An 18,252-nucleotide genomic window follows, 5' to 3' on the forward strand; every position below is an offset into this window, starting at 1 on the left:
ATGAACTCGGACGACGATGGCTGGTCGGTCATGGGGAACCCCGGTGATCGGATTGGATAAATTATCAATCAGCTGTCAAAATCTGCACAGAATGCAATCAATAATTGTGTCAAAATTAAGGGATCAGCCCCGAAAATACCTCTATGCACCGTTAGGTCGCAGGTTTTGCTCAAACAAACACTATCAGCGGGAGCTTTTGAAGGTCAAAAACGGTGAGCCGGATTTTTCTCCCTTTGCCAAAGAGCAGGTTTACATTCCGAATATGGGGGAGCGGAAGGGCGGGGCGGACGTTCCGACTGATTTTACACAGCAAGACAGGCGATGAGGGACAAGAACAATGGCAATTGGAATGAGGCTGTAGCCGAACGCGGCCTTACTTGGCACAATGTCGGGGATGGGCCATCATGCAGCTCGTCGATAGGGGCGTTGCTCACAGCGGTGGTAACAGCATGACAACAGATCCCGAATATTGAGGAGCATATGATGAATGAACGCCTTTCGTCCGCCATCGATTATCTGAGAGAAAAGCCGGTCTTTCAGGAATATCCACAATTCAGATGGTCGACTGATGACGTCAAGGAAGTGGAAGATGTTACAGGCTTGCGCATACCTGCCGATCTGAAAGAAATGTTTCTGGAGTCGGGTGGCATTAGCTTGGAAAATCAGGAACTTTATTTTAGAGGCCGATTTCCCGATGGCACTGACACGGTCGGAGAAATCCAGATCATGATAAACGACGCCGATCAAGTTATCGACTTTCATCGTACGCTTGTCGTCAGTGAAGAAACTCCTGGCCGACTCGACCCGAAGTACATTGTTTTTGGTACGGCAGATGGCGGAAACAGTTTCCTGATGGTCGATGGAACGACGGACGACGGAGCGATCTATTTCTGGCCGCTCGCATTCCATCAGATAGGAGAAGGCGACAATGCACAAGGTGTTGCCAAGGTATCGGACTCGCTGCCAGAATTTATAGAAGGGCTCCGCACGATTGATGAGATCTGACGATGGCAATATCTGAAGATATCCGCGCCACCTATATGGAGGCCTGGCCGGACGAGTTGTTCGATCTATCCATGCCTACTGTGGAAATCGAACTCTCCCGCGACAATCTTCTTGCTATTGGCTCGACCAGCCCCTCCTTTCGGGCACAATTTTCGTTGCCCGGGATATTATCTCTGAGCCCCTCCTTGCACGCTGGTATCGAAAGCATACTCAAGGAGTTTCCATCCGGTGTGTTTCCAAGGCTCGGCACCTGTAGCTTCGTACAGGCATCGTCCGTCAACCGCCCGAGACTGTGAAGGTTTGCTCTGCCGCAAAAGCAGCCGTCGACAAAAATGCCGTGACAATAAGAACCTTTGTTTTCAGCAAAATCCCCTCCCGGATGACACGCAAATCACATCGTGTTGAAAAGAGAGGATTTTCAGGCAGGCGTCAACACGAGTGTCGGCGATGGCATATAGAAAAGCTCCAGAACGACTATAGGCTTCGTGTATCGCAATATGCGCCAGAGTTGGGCAGTAGCCATTGACCTCGCGCGTTTTAAAATTGAATGTAAAGCCACGATTGCAGGGAGATTTTGATGCCGATTTTCAAGAAGTTCATGGCCGCTACAGCGCTTGTTTTCGTTTTGCAAAATCCACTCGCATTGGGGTTCGTGTCCCGTCCGGCATTTTCACAGACTACTTCGGAAGCGGCGGTATCTGAAGAAGTTACAGCCAAGCTGAACACCTATGTTGAATTCCTGAACCGGACGCTCAGAGCATCGGAGTCGTTGGAGCGCTACGACAGTTGGGTGGATATGAAAAAAGGGCCCACTGGCAAAGAAAGAATCATCTACGGCCTGTACTCGCTTTATGATGTCCGAGATGAAGCTTCTGCCGTGGTTGCCGCTACGCAGGCAGCCCCCAAGATGCCAGAGCTTGATGCTGCAATGGCCGCCTATGTCGAGACGTACCAGCAGCTTGCGCCCGTCATTGAGCGCGCCAACAAATATTACGAGAGACAGGACTATAAGAGCGATAAGATGGAGGCTGGTAAGGGCTTCCATAAAGAGATAGCTGCGCTTGCTCCCGCATTTGAGGAGCGTCGCAAGACGGTAGATGCTGCGCTCCGCACGGAGAAGGTAAAAGCGGATCTGGCATCACTGGCCGCGCTGGAACAAAGCGAGGGCAAGAAGTCTCGCTGGCATGTCCGCAACGTGATGTTTCGAGCAGAAGCGGTGATGGATCTGATGCCGACAAACGATCGTCCAGTCGTGAAGATGACCGACTTCAAGCAAGCACTGGATGATTATTCGGGCGCAGTCCGGGAGTTCGATGATTACGCGCTGGAGCATCCCGATTCGTTCCACGTTTTTGAATCACAGCCGGCGTCGCTCTTATCGAAGCTGCGTGATTTCGACGAAAAGCTGGAGAAGGCAAAAGGCGACGCTCGCAGAGGGGCGGGCGAGGATTTGCAGTGGCTGGTGTCAACCTACAATACGATGGTGAGCACGGCCGAGACAGCGACAACCTTTGCCAAGGACTAGGCCCAGTCGCTTGAACGTGGGATTTTGGTCAACTTGACGAACAAAAGCAGAGTATGGATTCTGATGATCGAAGGTGCCGGTGTTTGCGTCGCAAATATCCATCCGCAATATCGAAATTTTAATCGTGATATTTGCAACAGGCTATGGTCTACGTTCGTGGTGTCAGCCAACCTCTGAAGAACCAGGGCCAGCCAATCCGTGGCTCGAACGATAGGAGAGACCAATGACGCACGGCTTCCGTAAAAGCATATTATTTCCGATTACTCTGATGTTAGCTGGTGTCGCCGCGTTTTTTCTCTTCCTTTTCATGACAGGGCATGATCCTGACGAAAAGCCGCTGACATTGATCCATTGGATTATCGGCGGAGTGCTGATCGGTCCAGGTTTTGGCTACCTCATCCAATGGCGGCGGGACAGGGACCGATCCAAGCTATAAGCAACCCATAGCTTTGGTGGCCCTCGCGAATATCCTGATTTTTGCAGATTTGAAGAAAGTCAGGCTAACACTTCGGGGACCGTGTGGTGCACGAGACGATTCCTGCTTGCAGCGACCGCACAAAATCTAAGGGGTTGGTCAAACTCAGGCCGCAAACGACGCCATATGGCGTCATTGCCGCATGAGAGCGGCATGAATTGAGACCCTGTGCCGAGAAGCGGGGCGCAAACGCGTTGGTACTCCGCCAAGAAAGACTGACATAGACGGATGAGCAGCCAATAAAGCGAGTTTTTCAACGAAATCGGCGCTAAGCAGTCAAAGTCTTGTGGAGCCCTGCCCAAATTGGCTATGCGGTGGAGTTTCAGGTTGCTGTTTGCCCTTAGACGCCGGAGCGTCCTGCGATGGGCCGCAGACGTAGGGGTTGATCATCGCCGATCTCGCCAGCCATCCGCATTCCGAACAGGGCTTTAGAAAATGCCTGAGCATCCTGCGTCTCTATTCAAGTATCGATAGTGAAAGATTTCGACTTCCGGACGCTGTAAAGTCGTAGCAAATGACGGTCTCAGCGACCAAAAACAGCATGGGAAATGGGCAAGACACAAAAGCGGTACAATGTAGGCCTTGCCGCGCGACGGCTACTCGCTTCGTGCCGCGGCAGAATGGCGCTGCGCCCGCGCCAGTTCGACAAACCGGCGCTTAACTTCGTCAAACAGGGCTGGTGGGAACACGCCGTAATAGCCGGTTTCACCGTCCATCGGCCTGACGTCGGGTCCGGGCCATACAAAACGGTTACTTTCTGTCAGAACAATCCACGAGCGCTCGTCATCGAGTCCCAGCCGCCTTTTGGTGGCAGTCGGGATTTCAACAGCGTCTTGCGGATCGATGGCGGCGAATGCGTGACAGGCAAAACCCGCACCGCCGGCGTTCCGCCTTCCAGTGTGGCAACAATCGCCAGAACCAGCACAGGGCGGTCCTTGTCGTCCTCCTCCCGGCCTTCGAGATGCTGCCAATGCCAGAGATACGAATATCGGAACAGCCAGCCGACCTTCGGTTCAGTCGGCAGCATGCTTGTCTGTCAGCGGTTCGGCATTGAGATGATCCAGGCCCGTCTCCATCCGCGATGCTTCAATGACGGCGAGGTCATCGTCGCCGAGCATGCTCGAAAGTTCGACCCGTCGATCGCGTTTTGCCAGGCGAACATAGTCCTCGTAAGCAATCAGAACGGTGCGAGGACGACCGTTTTTAGTGATAATGACAGGCTCGCGAACTGCAGCGTCCTGATAGGCCCCGAAATTTTTCGAAACCGCCGCAGCGGTGACAGTAGCAAACACGCGACAGAGATTGGCGGTGTGAGATGAAACATGATTTGCAGATCCAGTAGGAAGTAGAAGCTTCTATTATCAATCTTCCGTGTCGCTCAATTTTGCAGCGCGAGCGCGTCGGGACTTTCTACCTAACCTGACTGATCGCGACCCTTTCCGACATCTGTGTCCCCACCATATTTCTGTAGCAAGGATATGTAAAATAGGATATTGTAATATCCTCGAAAGGATATGCGATGCCGCTTTATATCAAAGACCCCGAAGTAGACCGACTTACCGATGAACTGATTGGCCTCACGAAAACGAGCAAGGTCGATGCGGTCAAGAACGCACTCATACGGGAGATCGCCAATCGTAAAGAGAGATTGCCGATCCGCGAGCGCTTGGCAAAGTCCCTTATGATGGCGCGGGAGGCTGGCCCCTTTGCCCCCGGCGATCACAAGCGCGAAATGGATGAAATGTGGGGCGAGGAATAATGCTTCTTATTGATGCCTCGGTGATCGTCGCCATTCTCTCTGAAGAAGAAGACGGATCGTCTTTGATTGACCGACTGGAGCAGGACGGCGGGCCCTTTTATGTCTCGCCGGTCGTGCGTGTTGAAGCAACGCTTTCATTGACCCGCCGACTGGCGGAGGCCACCGGCAAAGACAAGCCCGCCACGCCGGAAATGATGGAAGCCGCACGTCGCATGGTCGATCAATTTGCTTCCGATCTGGATTGCAAGGACGCAATGATTTCCGCAGACGTTGGCAATAAAGCGCTCGATGCTGCCCTACAGTTCGGCAAGATCATGAATCATCCGGCAAAGCTCAACATGGGTGACTGCTTCGCTTATGCGTGCGCAAAGGCATATAGAACGAAGATCGCTTACAAGGGCGAAGATTTCGTGCACACGGATATTGGATGGCAATATCATTGAGCAATTTATCGCGGCGTGCCGTTGCGGGTTTAGATTGTGAAAACCAGCATACCGACCAGGAATAGGATGCCGAACGGGATCATGGCCCGGATCACCGTCCTCTCCGTTTCGTTTTTCGGTTTGTTGGCAGGTCCGAATAAACTTCCCAAAAGCGGTTCAATAAAGCACCCGAGCATTGCAGGAAGCGTGGCCCGCAATATCTTCTGGCCTGAACGCTGAAAGGTGAAATTTGATGAGTAAGACTTACAAAAGCGAAGCGATGGCCGCGATCCATTAAATGATAGAAGGCTTCCACGAGTCCGGTGCGATCGATAAGCAGACCATGCGCGAGTTCGACGACGCGTGCTGACGTCCGTACAGGCGCTTACCGGAAATCTCGGGCCTTGGGGAAGGCGCTCGGCATAGTATAGGGCTCGGGATAAGTGAGGGATCTGCACATCGACACGCTCAAGGTGAAAAGCCGGAATTTTCAATGAGCCCCGTAGAGAGCGAGACCAGCTTGCCGCTATTTAGCGGTCAGGCTGACCTCGCGGCCCGCAGGTCAGAGCACGCTAACGTTCTCAGCCTTCGATTTTCCGGTTTTCCGGTCCTGGCCAACTTCGAAAGTGACCTTGTCACCTTCTCTCAGCGACCCACCTTGTTGCAAGGCAGATACGTGAACGAACACGTCCGTTCCACCATTCTCAGGCGTAATGAAGCCAAATCCCTTGTCGTCATTGAAAAATTTTACTGTACCGGTAGGCATAAGAATTCCTTTTAATGTCCTGCAGCCACTTGACCCGCAGTAGGCTTTTTACCGTTCGTTTGCCTGACCGGCAACCTCCAATACCATGATAGTGGCACCGAGATTTTTTGCAGGCCGCTGATCGACTACTTGGCCGCGTTGACAGCCTCCTCGAGTGCTTCAATACTCGCCATGACCGCATCGAAACCAGGTGGGTTTGCAAAGATCATCGCTGACATTCTATTGTAGTCAACGGCGAGTTTCTTGCGCATACCGAGTGTCGGCACCAAGCGATAGGTGCCTGGCACGGCCCGATCGTATCGGTGGTCCGGCGATCGGAACATCAGTTCCTTATGCTGTCGGCACGCCTCGGCGAGTTCACGCATTGAAGCCGTTGCCATGCCGTAGTCTGGGTGGCTCCAAATCTGGTGGACGTCGTAGTAGTGGCGTGAATACCGATTGAGATCGGGAACCCTTCGTTCCGGATTATCTTCAGCGCTGCGCTTTTCTGTCGTTTCCGTCATCGCGTGCAGGATGAGGACCTTCTCCCAAAATGTCCTCTCCGGCTTGACGGTCGTAACGTTTTCGACGGTGAAATCGCTTTCCCCCATTTCCCTGGCGACGTAGGCAACAATGGCGCGCGCTTCTGTTGGCAATGGGTCCGGGCGTGCTCCGCCTTCAATGCGCACTGCGGCCTCGACATAGCCTCCGCTGGTATCGAAAACGCTCTCGTATCGGAGCACAAGAATGTCGAGAGCCTCTTTCTTCCTGTAGATGTCGTAGCCGAAACGGAGAGAGAAATGTCCGGTTTGGCCGGTCTCGGTCTCAACCGAGGCAATCTCCTGGCTAAGACTTTCTCTCAGGGGCCCAGATATGTACTGGCGCGCGGCCTCATCGACCACTTCCGCAAGTGTTTTTTGCTGCTTGGTCACCGAAGAGAGAGCTGCGATTTCACTCTCAGTCGGCACTTTGAGATCGGCTTTGTAAATGCCGATATCGATATCCTCAGAGAAGCGATTGATCAGGCCGTAGGCTTTGCTAAGGCTGGTGCCACCTTTGAAATAAAGTCCGATCTGATCATCGGCTCGCCCATTGAACAGGAAGTCAAGGACCCAGCAGACATAGAGATCCTTTTCGATATTCTCAGCCCGAGTCTGCAGGTCGGACGCCACCGTTTCAAACAAGGCCCTGCGCTCATCCGCGCTACTGCGAAGCACATTAATGAAGCCCTGCCGCATTTTCTTCCTCTGTGACGCGAGTGTCGCGCGTTATTGTCTCGACCACTGGATACATCCAGGCTGGAACTGCGCGAATGTTATCGCGCAAATCTTCAACGATTGATCGCCGTTGCGAGCTTTGTGCAAGATGTCGGACGATACCATCAACGACGGTTTCGAAATTTAATCGTTCATCCCGAAACCAGCTCAGGGCCTGGACGATCCGCATGGCAGGCCGCCCGGCCCAGAAAGCCGTCTTTGCCGCAATTCTCTTGAAGTCGAGCCGGTAGATGACCGGCTTCGTTGCGTTCGGATCGCCAGAGTTGACTTCGATCTCTATCGTGCGGGGGTAGGTATCTGCGTGGATCGTCGAGCGGGCAGGCACAGCTGTCGTCAAGCCAAGGTCGTTGGCGGCGGTCATGCCGTCAACCAGAACCCTCAACTTGTCACGTCGCGCTATTGCATCGATAAATGCGGCGCGCGGCGGGAATACCATCTTACCAGTCAACTGGCTAATGCCTGGCTTGTCGTAGAAGCCCCGATACGGGCGCCGGATATCTCCGCGTGTCGTGAGCCTCTGTAGCGCCTTTTCCACCGCATTAGGTGTTCCGATATCGAGGAAGTCGTCACGCGACCATACGCCGCCAGGCGACGCGGCAGCTATGCGATCGTGAATGCGCTCAAGAGTGTTCGATGTAGGGTCCGGCATAGTGATTCAACCTTTTGACCGAATATTATATACAAATTTTGGTCACTAGCAATCGATGCTCTCGTACTGACCAAATTTTAGAGCGAAACTTTGGTCAGTAGGATGAATATAGGATGGGGCAGATGTTGTTTCCACCGCTGCACACCGGAGAGACCTAGGCCTCCACAGTAATGGGTGACGTCGCCCTGTCGGGCGGGGGTGCTGGGTGCGCAAAAGCCTAGGCACGCAGGCCTGCTTCCTTCTGAGTTCTCCCTCACGCGTTCGATACAACGTGGGTCTTTGTGGCTATCACCTCTACTATCCAAGCCGTCGCCAGCCAACCTCCGTGTGTTTTCCATAATCGTGGATGCGCTTCGCTGTCGTGAAAAGGAGTTTTAATACCTTTAACCGGAGCCGGATGGCCGCCTTGGCTCATCCGTGCCATGACGGCATTTGGCCCAAAGCGGTCAGTGAGGTTGCTCAATTTTGTGAATCCTCTAACTTCTAAATCGATTATGGAGAAGACTGATATGACATGGCTTATCGACTCTTTCTCAGGAATTGGGCCCATAAAATTCGGCATGACTCCAGAGGATGTCGCCACACATATCGGAGCACCAGACCGGTCGAGACGAGGCCTTCGGCCTGATGCGTTCAGTGAGCATCGCGGTATCAAAGCGCCAATCGTGCGTTATCGAGGAAATCGCGTTCGCGAGATCGAAGCCTTCTACGATATTGGGGTAGTTATGTTTCGAGGAATATCTGTTTTCGAAACGAACGGATTAAAGGTATTCCGCGCATTGGAGGAGCTAAATGGGGGAGCTGCAATTTCTGTTGGGATCATACTGTTCGAAAAGCTCGGCTTAACGGCGGGCCGTCTGGATGAAGGTCCGCCCACAGGGCATTCGGTAACCGCCTTTGCGTCCGGCACCTGGGACGGCAAGACCGCCGACTTCACGAGCATCAGTTTCAATGACCGCTAATGGCGGATACTGTTGAAAAACTCCCCTGGGTATCGGTAAGGCCGCGCCTTGCCCGGATCATCAGGTATAGTTTTCTGACGGTGCGGGAGAGATGAAACCACTTTGCGTCTGACGTGCTGAGGGAGCATGGCATGCGCAATATTATTTCAGTGGGCCCGAAGGAAAAACCGCCTGCTGGAGTTTTTCAACAGTATCGGCGCAAAGCTGCCAAATGCGAGCTGTCCCAGATGAACTGAAGCCTGTTTGGGACGGCAACGAGGCCATGCAAAACAAGGCTTTCCGGCACCAAAATTCACAATGGTTCAAGTGGGACAGCAGAGCGGTGGCTTACAGTGTCATTTCGCCCTCAGCCTGAACCGACCCCATCTATGGCTACCGGCAGGCCGTCCTTGCCTGGGACGACATGGTCAGAACGTGGCGAGACCTCGTCCAGCTGTTCTGGTGGATCATCCCAGATCGGCAGCCGTGAACCAAAACAAAACCCGCCAAGTCGGCGGGCGAAGTTGAGAATGACGCGCGTACTGAATACATTTCGCGCTTGGTGTCGAAATTGCACGGCAAAAGTGAACGCCCAGTAAATTTCTGGTAGCAAGAAATCTTCTAAGTCAGCCGGATATCTTGTTATCTCGCGCTGTTGGCGCGCAGACACTTATCTTCCCAACTCTCTTTTGTTTGATTCTCAGTCCCGCAAGAGGCAAACAGCCCCGTGCGTAACGAAATGGGGCCGAATGCGCTTCAGTTCACAGGCATCACGCTCTACTACACAACGGCGAGAAACGAGCGCAATTCTGTGGTTTTATCCACAACAGACAAAACTGCTACGCTCGAAAATTTATCTCAGCTTTGCCGTCCGGGAGCGGTCGTCAGCTTCACAAGGTCTCGCTAAGTTATTTCATTCAGGGGATTTTTGCCATTGCCGGACAGCTCCACCTCAACCAGATCAAGCAGTATCTTCCTCAGTTGAGGCCAAGGGGCATCCTGCCCTTTGGTACCGGGATCTTGTGTGCTCATGAGGCAGTGCAGTTTTGCGGTCGTTTCGACAATCGTTCGTGGTTTTGATAAAGATAGTATGCGCGACAGCCTTCCTTCCTGCTCCGCCAGATCGTGCTCGAAAGCCAGAGCAGGGCTATATCCAAGTTTTCTATCTGCCTCATTCCATCTCGCGCGCCGCTTCCGCAACAGAGATCGTGCAGATGCCAACTGAGCTGGGTCCACGCGTGATTTCAGCCGGTTAAGTTCAGCAATGGTGTAAACGGTCACTGGTCTCTCACTCGGAGAGATTTCGATTTGCACGACCGGGAATGCGCCTGCCATCGCGAGCACCTTCGACTCCGTCTTCTGCTGGTATCTGGTAATGTGAACGAGCCGCTGATGGACCTCGTACCAGTTCAACCACAGTCGCGCTGTTGATGTTGGCCCGGGCACCTTTCGATCGGGAGCCTTTTCCAATTCAGAAACAAGCGGTACCAAGATTTTAGCGACAGCGCCCAGAAGGTTCTTACGGTCGATCCTTGATGGAAGCTGTGGCCTGCCGCCAATCGGGTTTTGGCGTTTTCTACGGGTTGTTTTGGGCAAAGTTCTGCTATTCTCAGAATCAGCCATGATCCAAGCTCCTATAAGCTAGATTGTGGTCAGGCTGGGGAGCGTGGTGCAAACACGAGACCCAGCCGCTAACATAATGACAATAAACGACGCCATTTATTCCGTCAATAAATGACGTCATTTATTTAGAAGCATGATGATTTTGACAAATCTCACAAAGGCAATTATTCGATCGGCTCATGGGACGACCGCCACTCAATTTTAAAGATATAAAGATTCGCCTTTCGTCTGAGACGAGAGAGAGAATCGAATCGTTGGTTGGCAACTACCAGATCTCCGCTTTTATTCGCGGCGCGATCGAGCGGGAGCTAACGCGGTTGGAAGCGGAACGTGATGTCGAGAAGCAAAGTTCGTCGCGCTCTTCCGAGTGATAGGGTGTTTTAGAGCTAGACCCATGTTCAGTCAGTTCAATGCAGCGTTGGTTTCGAAACCGACAGCATTTTGACTGCCATTTTGACCAGCTTCCGAAACTTTCTCCAGTCAGGCAAATCCTGCTCATTCACCCTTTCCTGGATCGCAGATAGCGCCCAGCCGACGCAAGCGCTGTCATTCACTGCTCGATAGCCATCAGAGCGCTCGAAACAGGCTACGATCCGGGGACGTGCATCGCCAGCGTCCTTTGGAATACTGGCAATTAGTTTTTGTGCCTCCTGGTAGGCATTGGCTATATGTTGACGTTCTTCCGGACCACTTTGGGTTATCATGCCGATGGTCCATTCGAACGTTTTGAACATGGCTTCGGCTTCTTTGATGGCATCGTCATTCATACCGGATCGAATGCTCCCTTGAACTCGGGATCGGCGTAATAGGTGAGCTTGCCAGCGATGATAGGCCGTTGTCCCGCGAGGAACAGCAGTTGCCCTTGAGCAGGCAGGTTGCGCACCTCGTCGGGGGTGAGCAGGGGCCTGGCGGTATGATGCTGACTGTAGGAGATCCCGGATTTTTCTGAATCGAGCGCGCGGGCCATGGTCTGGAAGACGACCGTTTCCTGTCCAAGCAGATCGGAGACGAGGCGGGCGCTGTCATGATCGTTGACGCCGAAGACCTGAAGCACGCCAGCATTCGACAGGAAGGTGCCGGCGCGTTGTCCGTACGTAGCGCGTAGCTGGTGGACATCTTGCAAGATCGGCCAGAGCTGGACGCCATAGCCTGCCATCAGGCCCATGGCGCGCTCTATGGGAGCCAGATGGCCAAGGGCGGCGAACTCATCGAGCAGGTAGAGGACTGGCATGGCTGGCTTTGCGGAATCGCGTGCCATATCGAGCAGGCTCTGGCTGACAAGCAGGCGGAGCCAGCGTGAATATGTGGACAGGCGATCGGGCGGCAGGACGAGGAACACCGTCACGTTGCCGTGCTTGAGATCGGCAAACCGGAAATCCGATCGACCGAGGACCGTCGTCATGCGCGGGCTGTCGAGGAAATGGGTGTGGCGCTGCGCGGCAGAGAGAACGCCTGCGGCCTCGCGATCGGACTTGCCGAGGTGACGGTTTGCGGCACGGGCGATCAGGCCACCCGCCTCATCGCATTCCTGCATCCGCCTGAGCAGGGCAGCAAACGTTTCTGGAGCGACAGTGAGATATTCGCGCAGCGTGCCGAGGTGACGACGGCCAGGAGATTCCACCGCGACGATCTTTAGCAACAGACCAGATATGAGGGCCTTGGCTTCCTCATTCCAATGCGCCTCACCTGCCATGCCCGGCTCATCGAACACGAGGGCGTCGGCAAGCGTGCTGGCGTCTTCTGCGACATCGAGGCTGGCGGGATCAAGCGTATCAAGGGGATTGAACGCGGCCGAGCGCATGCCGGTCACGCCGAAGGGATCGAGAACATGAACCGGTCCGAACTGTTCACGCGCGCGGCCGGCGATTTTTGCATTCTCCCCCTTGGGATCGATGCAGATTACGGAGCGCTCAGTGGTCAGCAGATTTGGAATGATGGTTCCGACACCCTTGCCGGTTCTCGTCGGGGCCATGGTCAGGAGATGCGCCGGGCCATCATAACGGATGAGGTTTTTCGTCTTCGGATCGCGACCAATGAGCAAGCCGGTATCGGACCGGATGAGGGGAGCCATTTCCTTGGTTGTAGCGAAGCGTGCCGAGCCGTGGGTATCGTTGGCCATATCCCCGAAGTGAATAATCAGCGGATTGGTAATGACGCGGAAAACGATCCAGACGAGGACCAGCAGCGTCACGAGATCGAGCGCGATGAACGGGACGCTGCCAACGCCAAAGCCCATTTGCGCAAGCGCAAACCGGCCGCCGAAGCTGACGACAAAAAACACGATGATCAGGATGACGAGAACGCCAAGCAGCGGCTTCCAGATTTTGAAGGGTGCTGTCAAAAGCGAGACGAACGCCCATAGCGGATCACGGGCAGCGGCGCGCAACATGTTCTTGAACGCAGCCCATGCAAGCGTCGCTCGGCTCATGACGCGACCTCTGTGCCGTTGCTGTTCTCTGGTGCGTTGGCCGGCTGTGATCCAAGCAAATCGGCAAAGAGCGCCTTGTCATTCTCGCGGGTGAGAAAGCCGGGCAGCTCGCGGCGCAACCAGTCGCCCAGGCGTTTGGTGAACTCCGGATCATTGGCGTTTTCCAACCGATGCAGGACGAGCGCGCCGAGCAAAACCTTGCGGCGTGTGTCGTTTGCGCGATCCTGTTTCGACAGACGTGCCTTGAGGGCTGAGCGCTGCGCCTCCAGCTCAGCAAGGCGCTGTTCGATCGATTTTCTTGCCACGGTTGATCCTTTCATTTTTTCGTCGCGGTGGGCACCGTCTTGAGATGGATGAGGACGCCTTTCTGCGTCTTGCCGGATCGGTCGGTGTCGAATTTCCCCGTGGCCTCGACGAGATCGCTGAGACGGGCAAAGCCGTAGTTTCTGGAATCGAATTCCGGCGATTGCTTTGCGACATGAGAGCCGACCGCACCGAGATTGACCCAGCCGTCTTCGTCAGCGGTGGCGATGACGGCCTTGCTCAGCATGCCGATCAAGGCTTTGTCGATTTTGCTTTTCTGGGGCACGGCTGGCTCGACGGTTGCTGCCCCTGTGGACAGACCTGAAATTTTCTTCGTGGCGGGTTTCTCGATCGCCGCTCGTGCCGACGTTGGTTCGGCGGTTGCGGGTTCTTCGACCGACGCATTGAGGACGTCAAAATAGACGAACTTGTCGCAGGCAGTGATGAACGGGCGAGGGGTCTTTCGTTCTCCAAAACCGTAGACCGTGACGCCCTGTTCGCGGATGCGGGCCGCCAGTCTTGCAAAGTCGCTGTCGCTGGACACGATGCAAAATCCGGAGAAGCGCCCGGTGTAAAGCAGGTCCATGGCGTCGATGATCATCGCGCCATCCGTGGCATTCTTGACCGTTGTGTAGGCGAACTGCTGGACCGGCTGGATGGAGTGTTCGAGCAGGCATTCTTGTCCGCCATTCAGATTGGGTTTGGTCCAGTCGCCATAGATGCGTTTGACGCTTGATGTCCCGTAGTTGGCGATCTCGGCCAGAAGCCCTTTGACAATCCTGGGCGTAGCGTTGTCACCGTCTATCAGCAGAGCGAGGGTATCGGAACTCATAGCGAAATTCTTTCATCTGGTGAACGCATTGTCGTCCGCAGTCGCTACGATCAGCGACTATGTTTCCGGTTGATGACTGTCATTCATGATCGTCTTTCTCGAATATCGAGCCGATGAACTACTGCTTCACCTTCGCCGCCAAAGGCGCTCAGTCACGCCTCCCGCCAATGGCGTTACGAAAGCGAAGATCAATGCGGTCACAGGCCCCCTTATATCGAAAATGACCGTGGCGGCGAAGGCGATAAGGGCCCCGATGAAACAACCGGTTATAAACGGGAGGTAGGCTTTCATCGGAGTTGTCTCCTTTAACATGCTCGTGTCCGAAGCCATGCAATCGACCCAGCATACCAAAACGGTGACGCTGCTCAAGCATAAATACAACCTGCGATGTTGAAAATCATACCGATTTGTGGTCTTCTTGACGCTCAATCATTTTACTTAAACATCAACCTCGCACGCCATCCCGTGGCCGATTGAGCGAAGCGATTAAGGTTACTAAGGGCGCACTTACGACCTTGCTGCGCAAGGTCAAGGCGATCTGCGAGGCAATGGAAACGGAAAGGAGGTTCGCGAATTGGCGATCTACCATCTGAGTTCGAAACCTATCTCCCGTTCTTCCGGCCGCAGCGCTGTCGCATCGGCGGCCTACCGCTGTGCCGTTCGCCTGACCAATGAGCGCGATGGGCTGACGCATGACTTCACCCGCAAGCAGGGCGTTGTGCATTGCGAGATTGTCTTGCCCGAAGGCGTATCCGCGGATTGGGCCAAAGATCGTTCGGCCTTGTGGAATGCAGCCGAGCGAGCGGAGCGGCAGATCAATTCGCGTGTCGCGCGCGAATTCGAGATTGCGCTTCCGCATGAGCTTTCGGTGCATGCGCGGCTTGAGGCAACACGAGAGTTCGCGCAGCATCTGGCAAACCGCTATGGCGTCGCGGTGGATTTCGCGATGCATGCGCCGCATGAGCAGGGCGACGTTCGCAACATCCACGCGCATGTGATGACAACGACGCGGGCGGTGACCGAAGACGGTTTGGGCGACAAGACCAATCTTGAGCGCAAGAACAGTTGGCTGCTGGCGGAGGGGATTGCCACAACCGACATGCAGCTTCGCGACATCCGCCAGTCGTGGGAGCAGATCGCCAACAGGCAGTTGATGCGCGAAGGACTGGATATCCGCATCGACCATCGTTCGCATTCCGAGCGTGGACTTGAGATCGAGCCGACCGAGAATATGGGCGTTCATACCACGCAGATGCAGCGGCAGGGCATGGAGGTCGAGCGGGCGCGGCTGGACGAGGATGCAGCGAAGCGCAATGCCGAGCTGATCCGTGAAAAACCCGAGCAGGTTCTGACATTGATCACCGCCGAAAAGAGCGTGTTTGATCGGCACGACATTGCCCGTACACTGCATCGCTACATCAACGATGACGCGCTGGCCTACCAGAATGCTTTTGCGTCCGTGATGGCCTCGCCAGCACTGGTGCAGCTTCAGGCCGAGCGCGAGGATCGGGAGACCGGGGAGGTTTTGAAGGCGCACTATTCGACGCGGGAAATGGTCGATACCGAGAGCGGCATGATGGAGGCGGCCGAGCGGCTGTACCAGGCGCGAAACCATGGCGTCGATCGGCGGTATGTTGCCCGCGCCATCGCACGGCAGGACGAGACAATTCAAAAAAGTTCCGGCGATGTTTCGGCCCGTCTTTCAGACGAGCAGCGACAGGCAATCGCGTATGTCACGGGTCGCGAGCGCATCGCCGCAGTCGTGGGCTTTGCAGGTGCTGGCAAGTCGACCATGTTAGCCGCCGCCCGTGAGGCTTGGGAGGCTCAAGGGTATAAGGTTCATGGCGCAGCACTTGCGGGCAAGGCGGCTGAGGGGCTGGAGGAAAGCTCTGGCATCCATAGCCGCACATTGGCATCGTGGTCCCGCAGCTGGGAGAACAATAGAGAGACGATCGGCCGCGGCGACGTGTTCGTCATCGACGAGGCCGGCATGGTGGGAAGCCGGCAGCTTGCCTATTTCATTGGCGAGGCCGAACAGCGCGGCGCGAAGATCGTGCTTGTCGGTGACCATCAGCAGCTCCAGGCGATCTCGGCCGGCGCACCGTTCCGCATCCTTGCCGAACGTCTCGGCCATGTCGAACTGTCCGAGATTCGCCGGCAGCGTGAGGCGTCGGTCGCGTTTGCCACGCATCGCACAGCCGAGGGACTGGCAGCCTATCGGGATAATGGGAACATCAGTTTTACCGAGACGGGCCACGAGGCGCGGGCTGCGATCGTGCAGGATTATCTTGCCGATCGTAAGCAGCGGCCAGATGGCACCCGGGTTGCCATGGCGCATCGCCGTGCGGATGTGCGGGCGATCAATCAGGACATTCGGTCCGGCCTTCAGGAAAGAGGGGAATTGGCGCGGGGCAACGTGCCCGCCGTGGGTTCAGACGCCATCGCGCTGACCTTCCAGACCAATGATGGCACGAGAGAGTTCGCGCCGGGTGACCGGATCGTGTTCCTTGAGAACAGTCGCGACCTGGGTGTGAAGAACGGGATGCTTGGCACCGTCGAGTATGTCGAGGCGGGAACACCGGGTGCCGGCCCCAGGATCGTGGCGCAGCTCGACGGCCCAGGCGGCAAGGGAGCTGGAGATAGCGTCAGCATTCCGATGGACAGTTACCAGGCGGTCGACCACGGTTATGCGACCACCATCCACAAAAATCAGGGGGCGACAGTCGATCGCGCTTTCGTGCTGGCGTCCACCACCATGGACCAGCATCTGACCTATGTCGCCATGACCCGCCATCGCGACGGAGTGCAGCTCTATGCTGCACAAGAAGAGTTCACCAATGCCGGCCGGCTGGTTGACCATGGGGCCGCGCCTTACGAGAATAATCCGAAAGCGCGTGAAAGCTATTTCGTGACGCTGGAAAACGACAAGGGAGAGCAGCGCACGGTCTGGGGCGTCGATCTCAAGCGCGCCCTGCAGGAAGCCTCGCCACAGATCGGGGACAGGATCGGCTTGCAGCATGAAGGGGCGACTCCCGTCACGCTTCCGGACGGCACGCAGACGCAGCGCAATTCGTGGCGGGTGGTCGAGGGTGGGGAGCTGGCCTATAGCCAGCTTGAACACCGCCTGTCGCGATCTGGTGCCAAGGAAACGACGCTGGATTATGTCAGGGACTTTGCCGAGCGGCGGGGGATCGCAGGCGACCCACGGATCGCGGAACAATTCGGGATCAAGAGCGAGATCGACCTTGCTCCTGCCCAAAAGCAGCGTCAGGAGGTTTTGTCCCGTGCGGCCCCTCCGGTACGGGAGCAACAGGACCGGCCATTCGATCGCCAGCGGGTTTACGAGGAACGTGCCGGTGATCTAACCGGTCCTGTTCGCCGCGAGGATACCGCGCAGGATCTCATGCAGGAGATTGGCGGCGATCGTCCGCGCCGGCAGCATGCAGAAAAGCCCGAGCCGTTGGTGCCGGCGATCACGCGCCATGACCGCAGCATTGAGGACGTGGCCCGCGAAAAGGCCATGCCGGCGATTGATCATGGATTTGAAGCGGTGGAGTCGGTGGCGCGACACGTCTTTCGCGATCCGGCCGAGGTAGCGGGCCGATTGCGCACCGCGATCACCGAGCAAGAGGGCAATGGCAAGGTGATGGCAAAAGCCATGGCCGAGCGGCCCGAGCAGTTCGGCGCGCTGCGTGGCAAATCCGGCTTGTTCGGTGACAACAAGGAACGGAAGGCGGCGCTTCATTACGCCAAGGCGGTTGCCGCCCATATCGGTCATACGTCTGAGCATTGGGAACGCCGGCTTGGCGCGGAACGGAAGGCCGAGCAGTGGCAGCGCGAAAAACGCGATGTCGTCGAGGTCCCCGGCCTCACCCCGCGTAGCGCCGAGATTCTCGATCGCGTCGACAAGGTGTCGATGAACGAGCGGCATCAGCTCATCGATGAGCTGCGATCGACGCCCGATGGTCTGGCCGCACTCGAGGAAGCCAAACTGGTCGCAAACGCTCTCCAGCAGCGTTTCGGCCATTCGGATCCTCGTAACTTTGCCAGGGAGCTTGAGGTGCGCCCAGAGCTGGCGAAGCAGGCCGCGCAGATCAAGTCTGTGGCCCGTGCCGTCGAGCGCACCCGCATGGCTGAGCTGAGCCGTGACTACACGCTGAAACAGCAGCTCACCCGGTCGCAGGGTCTTGGGCTGGGTCGTTAGGAGAGACATGGTCGCGAACACCACGAGATCGGCCGAGGCCCGGATTTGCGCGGTGGCTGAACAG

18 protein-coding genes and 2 pseudogenes are annotated in these 18,252 nt (G+C 55.8%); 9 read left to right on the forward strand and 11 right to left on the reverse strand.

The annotated features are described in order from the left end of the window. Positions 1–483: 483 nt before the first annotated feature. The 4 genes from RQI55_RS23415 to RQI55_RS23430 all read left to right on the forward strand — a co-directional run bounded on the left by RQI55_RS23415 (position 484) and on the right by RQI55_RS23430 (position 2,966). The gene (locus RQI55_RS23415) at positions 484–1,005 is read left to right on the forward strand and encodes an SMI1/KNR4 family protein (RefSeq protein ID WP_311276933.1); all 522 of its coding nucleotides are present in this window, start codon (positions 484–486) and stop codon (positions 1,003–1,005) included. Between the two features lie 2 nt (positions 1,006–1,007). Continuing rightward, positions 1,008–1,301, forward strand: a complete 294-nt coding sequence (locus RQI55_RS23420) for a hypothetical protein (RefSeq protein ID WP_311273693.1) — start codon at positions 1,008–1,010, stop codon at positions 1,299–1,301. Positions 1,302–1,582: 281 nt separating this feature from the next. After that, complete coding sequence (locus tag RQI55_RS23425; RefSeq protein WP_311273692.1) at positions 1,583–2,530, forward strand: YiiG family protein; 948 nt, start codon at positions 1,583–1,585, stop codon at positions 2,528–2,530. A 223-nt stretch (positions 2,531–2,753) separates the two neighbouring features. Next, positions 2,754–2,966 carry a hypothetical protein gene (locus RQI55_RS23430; RefSeq protein WP_192067655.1) on the forward strand — a complete coding sequence of 71 codons (213 nt, stop codon included), beginning with the start codon at positions 2,754–2,756 and terminating at the stop codon, positions 2,964–2,966. Positions 2,967–3,601: 635 nt separating this feature from the next. On the opposite strand, the pseudogene RQI55_RS23435 reads toward RQI55_RS23430, so the two are convergent. Further along, positions 3,602–4,032 (reverse strand): annotated as a pseudogene (locus tag RQI55_RS23435) (plasmid maintenance toxin (PemK-like)). Further along, positions 4,019–4,297, reverse strand: a complete 279-nt coding sequence (locus RQI55_RS23440; RefSeq protein ID WP_311273691.1) for a type II toxin-antitoxin system Phd/YefM family antitoxin — start codon at positions 4,295–4,297, stop codon at positions 4,019–4,021. The pseudogene RQI55_RS23435 and the gene RQI55_RS23440 overlap by 14 nt, the downstream one beginning before the upstream one ends. A gap of 227 nt (positions 4,298–4,524) precedes the next feature. On the opposite strand from RQI55_RS23440, the gene RQI55_RS23445 reads away from it, so the two are divergent. The 3 genes and pseudogenes from RQI55_RS23445 to RQI55_RS23455 form a co-directional block, all read left to right on the forward strand. Next, on the forward strand, positions 4,525–4,764 hold the full coding sequence (locus RQI55_RS23445; RefSeq protein ID WP_192067652.1) for a type II toxin-antitoxin system VapB family antitoxin: 240 nt from the start codon (positions 4,525–4,527) through the stop codon (positions 4,762–4,764). Further along, positions 4,764–5,207, forward strand: coding sequence for a type II toxin-antitoxin system VapC family toxin (locus RQI55_RS23450; RefSeq protein WP_192067650.1), 444 nt, complete (start codon positions 4,764–4,766; stop codon positions 5,205–5,207). The genes RQI55_RS23445 and RQI55_RS23450 overlap by 1 nt, the downstream gene beginning before the upstream one ends. A gap of 232 nt (positions 5,208–5,439) precedes the next feature. Then, positions 5,440–5,553: pseudogene (locus tag RQI55_RS23455) on the forward strand (transcriptional regulator); the annotation flags it as partial. Between the two features lie 195 nt (positions 5,554–5,748). Here RQI55_RS23455 and RQI55_RS23460 read toward each other — a convergent pair. The 3 genes from RQI55_RS23460 to RQI55_RS23470 all read right to left on the reverse strand — a co-directional run bounded on the left by RQI55_RS23460 (position 5,749) and on the right by RQI55_RS23470 (position 7,857). Further along, on the reverse strand, positions 5,749–5,952 hold the full coding sequence (locus RQI55_RS23460; protein WP_067653483.1) for a cold-shock protein: 204 nt from the start codon (positions 5,950–5,952) through the stop codon (positions 5,749–5,751). A 125-nt stretch (positions 5,953–6,077) separates the two neighbouring features. After that, positions 6,078–7,169 (reverse strand): nucleotidyl transferase AbiEii/AbiGii toxin family protein, encoded by a 1,092-nt coding sequence (locus RQI55_RS23465; RefSeq protein ID WP_192067648.1) that lies wholly within the window; start codon positions 7,167–7,169, stop codon positions 6,078–6,080. Next, complete coding sequence (locus RQI55_RS23470; protein ID WP_311273690.1) at positions 7,150–7,857, reverse strand: DUF6088 family protein; 708 nt, start codon at positions 7,855–7,857, stop codon at positions 7,150–7,152. The genes RQI55_RS23465 and RQI55_RS23470 overlap by 20 nt, the downstream gene beginning before the upstream one ends. A gap of 509 nt (positions 7,858–8,366) precedes the next feature. Here RQI55_RS23470 and RQI55_RS23475 point away from each other — a divergent pair. After that, positions 8,367–8,819: a hypothetical protein gene (locus RQI55_RS23475; RefSeq protein WP_311273689.1), complete on the forward strand. Its 453-nt coding sequence runs from the start codon at positions 8,367–8,369 to the stop codon at positions 8,817–8,819. Positions 8,820–9,165: 346 nt separating this feature from the next. Here RQI55_RS23475 and RQI55_RS23480 read toward each other — a convergent pair whose 3' ends face one another. From RQI55_RS23480 to RQI55_RS23505, 6 genes are all read right to left on the reverse strand, one after another. Next, complete coding sequence (locus tag RQI55_RS23480; protein ID WP_311273688.1) at positions 9,166–9,468, reverse strand: hypothetical protein; 303 nt, start codon at positions 9,466–9,468, stop codon at positions 9,166–9,168. Between the two features lie 233 nt (positions 9,469–9,701). After that, entirely contained in the window at positions 9,702–10,421 is a 720-nt protein-coding gene (locus tag RQI55_RS23485; RefSeq protein WP_311273687.1) for a hypothetical protein, read from the reverse strand. A gap of 407 nt (positions 10,422–10,828) precedes the next feature. After that, positions 10,829–11,188, reverse strand: coding sequence for a hypothetical protein (locus tag RQI55_RS23490; protein WP_311273686.1), 360 nt, complete (start codon positions 11,186–11,188; stop codon positions 10,829–10,831). Next, positions 11,185–12,849, reverse strand: coding sequence for a type IV secretory system conjugative DNA transfer family protein (locus RQI55_RS23495; protein WP_311273685.1), 1,665 nt, complete (start codon positions 12,847–12,849; stop codon positions 11,185–11,187). The genes RQI55_RS23490 and RQI55_RS23495 overlap by 4 nt, the downstream gene beginning before the upstream one ends. Next, positions 12,846–13,154 (reverse strand): mobilization protein, encoded by a 309-nt coding sequence (locus tag RQI55_RS23500; protein ID WP_311273684.1) that lies wholly within the window; start codon positions 13,152–13,154, stop codon positions 12,846–12,848. Before RQI55_RS23500 ends, RQI55_RS23495 begins: the two co-directional genes overlap by 4 nt. Positions 13,155–13,165: 11 nt before the next feature. Beyond that, positions 13,166–13,984, reverse strand: a complete 819-nt coding sequence (locus tag RQI55_RS23505; protein ID WP_311273683.1) for an NYN domain-containing protein — start codon at positions 13,982–13,984, stop codon at positions 13,166–13,168. A gap of 574 nt (positions 13,985–14,558) precedes the next feature. Between RQI55_RS23505 and traA the strand changes: the two genes are divergently transcribed. Then, entirely contained in the window at positions 14,559–18,188 is a 3,630-nt protein-coding gene (gene traA, locus RQI55_RS23510; RefSeq protein ID WP_311273682.1) for a Ti-type conjugative transfer relaxase TraA, read from the forward strand. Positions 18,189–18,252: the final 64 nt, after the last annotated feature.

The organism is Rhizobium sp. WCS2018Hpa-16 (genome assembly GCF_031843705.1).
Lineage (GTDB): Bacteria > Pseudomonadota > Alphaproteobacteria > Rhizobiales > Rhizobiaceae > Agrobacterium > Agrobacterium tumefaciens_C.

Coding starts and splice junctions, on each gene's coding strand:
- RQI55_RS23415 (WP_311276933.1), top strand. CDS start 484: ATGAATGAACGCCTTTCGTCCGCCATCGATTATCTGAGAGAAAAGCCG.
- RQI55_RS23420 (WP_311273693.1), top strand. CDS start 1,008: ATGGCAATATCTGAAGATATCCGCGCCACCTATATGGAGGCCTGGCCG.
- RQI55_RS23425 (WP_311273692.1), top strand. CDS start 1,583: ATGCCGATTTTCAAGAAGTTCATGGCCGCTACAGCGCTTGTTTTCGTT.
- RQI55_RS23430 (WP_192067655.1), top strand. CDS start 2,754: ATGACGCACGGCTTCCGTAAAAGCATATTATTTCCGATTACTCTGATG.
- RQI55_RS23445 (WP_192067652.1), top strand. CDS start 4,525: ATGCCGCTTTATATCAAAGACCCCGAAGTAGACCGACTTACCGATGAA.
- RQI55_RS23450 (WP_192067650.1), top strand. CDS start 4,764: ATGCTTCTTATTGATGCCTCGGTGATCGTCGCCATTCTCTCTGAAGAA.
- RQI55_RS23460 (WP_067653483.1), bottom strand. CDS start 5,952: ATGCCTACCGGTACAGTAAAATTTTTCAATGACGACAAGGGATTTGGC.
- RQI55_RS23465 (WP_192067648.1), bottom strand. CDS start 7,169: ATGCGGCAGGGCTTCATTAATGTGCTTCGCAGTAGCGCGGATGAGCGC.
- RQI55_RS23470 (WP_311273690.1), bottom strand. CDS start 7,857: ATGCCGGACCCTACATCGAACACTCTTGAGCGCATTCACGATCGCATA.
- RQI55_RS23475 (WP_311273689.1), top strand. CDS start 8,367: ATGACATGGCTTATCGACTCTTTCTCAGGAATTGGGCCCATAAAATTC.
- RQI55_RS23485 (WP_311273687.1), bottom strand. CDS start 10,421: ATGGCTGATTCTGAGAATAGCAGAACTTTGCCCAAAACAACCCGTAGA.
- RQI55_RS23490 (WP_311273686.1), bottom strand. CDS start 11,188: ATGAATGACGATGCCATCAAAGAAGCCGAAGCCATGTTCAAAACGTTC.
- RQI55_RS23495 (WP_311273685.1), bottom strand. CDS start 12,849: ATGAGCCGAGCGACGCTTGCATGGGCTGCGTTCAAGAACATGTTGCGC.
- RQI55_RS23505 (WP_311273683.1), bottom strand. CDS start 13,984: ATGAGTTCCGATACCCTCGCTCTGCTGATAGACGGTGACAACGCTACG.